The sequence below is a fragment of the Mesorhizobium sp. M7A.F.Ca.AU.002.02.1.1 genome (genome assembly GCF_003998535.1).
Classification (GTDB): Bacteria; Pseudomonadota; Alphaproteobacteria; order Rhizobiales; family Rhizobiaceae; genus Mesorhizobium; species Mesorhizobium ciceri.
Genome location: NZ_RZPB01000874.1, coordinates 1 through 2251, shown reverse-complemented (window position 1 = coordinate 2251; position 2251 = coordinate 1). Strand labels below are relative to the sequence as shown.

Sequence of the window (2251 nt, the reverse complement as noted above, 5' to 3'; positions counted from 1 at the left end):
AGCATGTTTGCCCGTGCCGGGTCGCCGACCAGGCTGGCGATGCGGGCGATGTCGGGTCCTTCGCGCATAGTTCGTTCCTCATCGAAGCGTTCTTGTCAGATAATCACTATTCTCCGGTGAGATCAAGGAGACGACGATGGCCGCACGAACCGCTTTCCCCTCAGCCCCGCTCCACAGCCGTCGGTTCTTCCCGTTCGTCAGCTGGTTGCGTTCGCGGCTGCTGGCCCGCTGGTATGACCGCCATCTGCAGCGTCTCGACCTTGCCGAGATCGACGACCATCAGCTGCGCGACCTTGGCCTGACGCGGCAAGACGTGCGCCGCGAATGCGCGAAGTCCTTCTGGCAGCCCTAGCAGACCAGTCGGCACGACGTTTCGATGTCGTTCAAACTATTGACGCAGCCCCGAGGAGACCACAATGACCATCACCTGCTTCATCCGCTACGAGATCGACCCGTTCGGCAAGGCGGCCTTCGAGGAGTATGCGCGCAACTGGGGTCAGGCCATTCCGCGCTGCGGCGCCGATCTGATCGGCTATTACGCGCCGCATGAGGGCTCGGCGACGACCGCCTATGCGGCCTATAACATCGAAAGCCTGGCCGCCTACGAAGCCTATCGCGCCCGGCTTGCCGCCGATCCCGCCGGCAAGGCAAACTACGAGTTCGCCAAACGCGAGAGATTCATCCTGAAGGAGGATCGCATGTTCCTGAAACTGGCCTCAGGCCCGCACGCGAAACTGGTGCTGCCGTGATTGCCGTCATCTTCGAGGTCGAACCGGCGGAGGGCCGGCGCGATGCCTATCTGAGCATCGCCGCGGACCTGCGTCCGCTGCTCGACGGCATTGACGGCTTTCTCTCCATCGAGCGTTTTCAGAGCCTGGCCGATCCGAACCGCATCCTGTCGCTGTCGTTCTGGCGAGATGAGGAAGCCGTGAAGGACTGGCGCAACACCGAGGAACACCGGCAGGCGCAGAAGGCCGGTCGCGGCGGCATCTTTGCCGGCTACCGATTGCGCATCGCCCATGTCGTGAGGGACTATGGGCTGACGGAAAGGGACGAGGCGCCGGCCGACAGTCGGGCGGTGAATGGGTGAGTGAGGCTACTCACGCATTCCCGATCAGCACGCCGGCCGCGAACACCAGGGCGCCGCCCAGCACCACCTGGAAGGCGGCGCGCAGGAAGGGCGTCTGCATGTAGCGGTTCTGGACAAAAGCGATCGCCCACAATTCGAAGAACACCACCACCGCGGCAACCCCGGTCGCCGTCCAGAAATGCGGAATGAGATAGGGGAGTGCATGCCCGAGACCGCCTAGCGTCGTCATGATGCCGACGGTCAGACCGCGCTTGAGCGGCGAGCCGCGGCCCGACAGCTTGCCGTCGTCTGAAGCGACTTCGGTGAAGCCCATCGAAATGCCGGCGCCGATCGAGGCGGCAAGCCCGACCAGCAGCGTCTGCCAGGTGTCATGCGTGGCAAAGGCGGCAGCAAAGATCGGCGCCAGTGTGGACACCGATCCGTCCATCAGCCCGGCCAGCCCTGGTTGCACATAGGTGAGGATGAACTGGCGCTGCTCGGCGGCGGTCTCTTCATCCTTCACTTCGCCCGGCACATGTTTCTGCTCCAGCCGCTGCGCCAGTGTCTCATGGCCCAGTTCGGCCACCGCCAGATCGTCGAGCAGTTTTCGCGTCGAGGCATCCGCCGTGCGCTTGGCAGCCTCGACATAGAAAAGGTAGGCTTGCCGCTCCATCGCCTCGGCCTGGCTGCGCACGTGCTCGATGCCGAGCGGCCGGACCAGCCAGTCGGGCTTGCGCTCGTAATAGCCCTTCACATGTTCGCGCCGGATCAGCGGAATGCGCTCGCCGAAACGCTTGCGGAAAAGCTCGATCAGCGAATCGCGATGGCCATCCTCTTCCTCGGCCATCTCCTCGAACACTTTTGCCGATTGCGGGAAGTTTTCCGTCAGGCCGTCGGCATAGGCCCGATAGATGCGACCGTCATCCTCCTCGGACGAAATGGCCAGCGCCAGGATCTCCTGTTCGGAAAGCGATTCGAAGGGGCGGCGGCCGAAGCCGAAAACACGGGAAAGCATGAGGAATTCACCCTAGTTTAGAATAGTTCTAAACTAGGGCTCAAGGTGCCTCCGGTCAATTGCGCGCTTGGGTCGCGGTCAAGAATTGTTGAAGCTCGCATGCCGGGCCGACCCCTTCATTATCAGTGAATGTTCACCTATATAATTCAACCCAGCCAGAACAAGGA

The 2251-nt window shown here is 62.4% G+C and carries 4 protein-coding genes and 1 pseudogene; 3 read left to right on the top strand and 2 right to left on the bottom strand.

Annotation, left to right across the window (positions count from 1 at the left end; all coding sequences use genetic code 11):
* A pseudogene (locus EN879_RS40295) lies at positions 1 to 68 on the bottom strand (transcriptional regulator); the annotation flags it as partial.
* Between the two features lie 68 nt (positions 69 to 136).
* Here EN879_RS40295 and EN879_RS32675 point away from each other — a divergent pair.
* The 3 genes from EN879_RS32675 (at position 137) to EN879_RS32665 (ending at position 1090) form a co-directional block, all read left to right on the top strand.
* Positions 137 to 352 carry a DUF1127 domain-containing protein gene (locus EN879_RS32675; RefSeq protein WP_063169647.1) on the top strand — a complete coding sequence of 72 codons (216 nt, stop codon included), beginning with the start codon at positions 137 to 139 and terminating at the stop codon, positions 350 to 352.
* Positions 353 to 416: 64 nt separating this feature from the next.
* Positions 417 to 749 (top strand): NIPSNAP family protein, encoded by a 333-nt coding sequence (locus tag EN879_RS32670; protein WP_013528650.1) that lies wholly within the window; start codon positions 417 to 419, stop codon positions 747 to 749.
* Positions 746 to 1090, top strand: a complete 345-nt coding sequence (locus EN879_RS32665; RefSeq protein WP_013528651.1) for an antibiotic biosynthesis monooxygenase — start codon at positions 746 to 748, stop codon at positions 1088 to 1090. The genes EN879_RS32670 and EN879_RS32665 overlap by 4 nt, the downstream gene beginning before the upstream one ends.
* A gap of 10 nt (positions 1091 to 1100) precedes the next feature.
* Here EN879_RS32665 and mbfA read toward each other — a convergent pair whose 3' ends face one another.
* Complete coding sequence (gene mbfA, locus EN879_RS32660) at positions 1101 to 2084, bottom strand: iron exporter MbfA (RefSeq protein ID WP_013528652.1); 984 nt, start codon at positions 2082 to 2084, stop codon at positions 1101 to 1103.
* Positions 2085 to 2251: the final 167 nt, after the last annotated feature.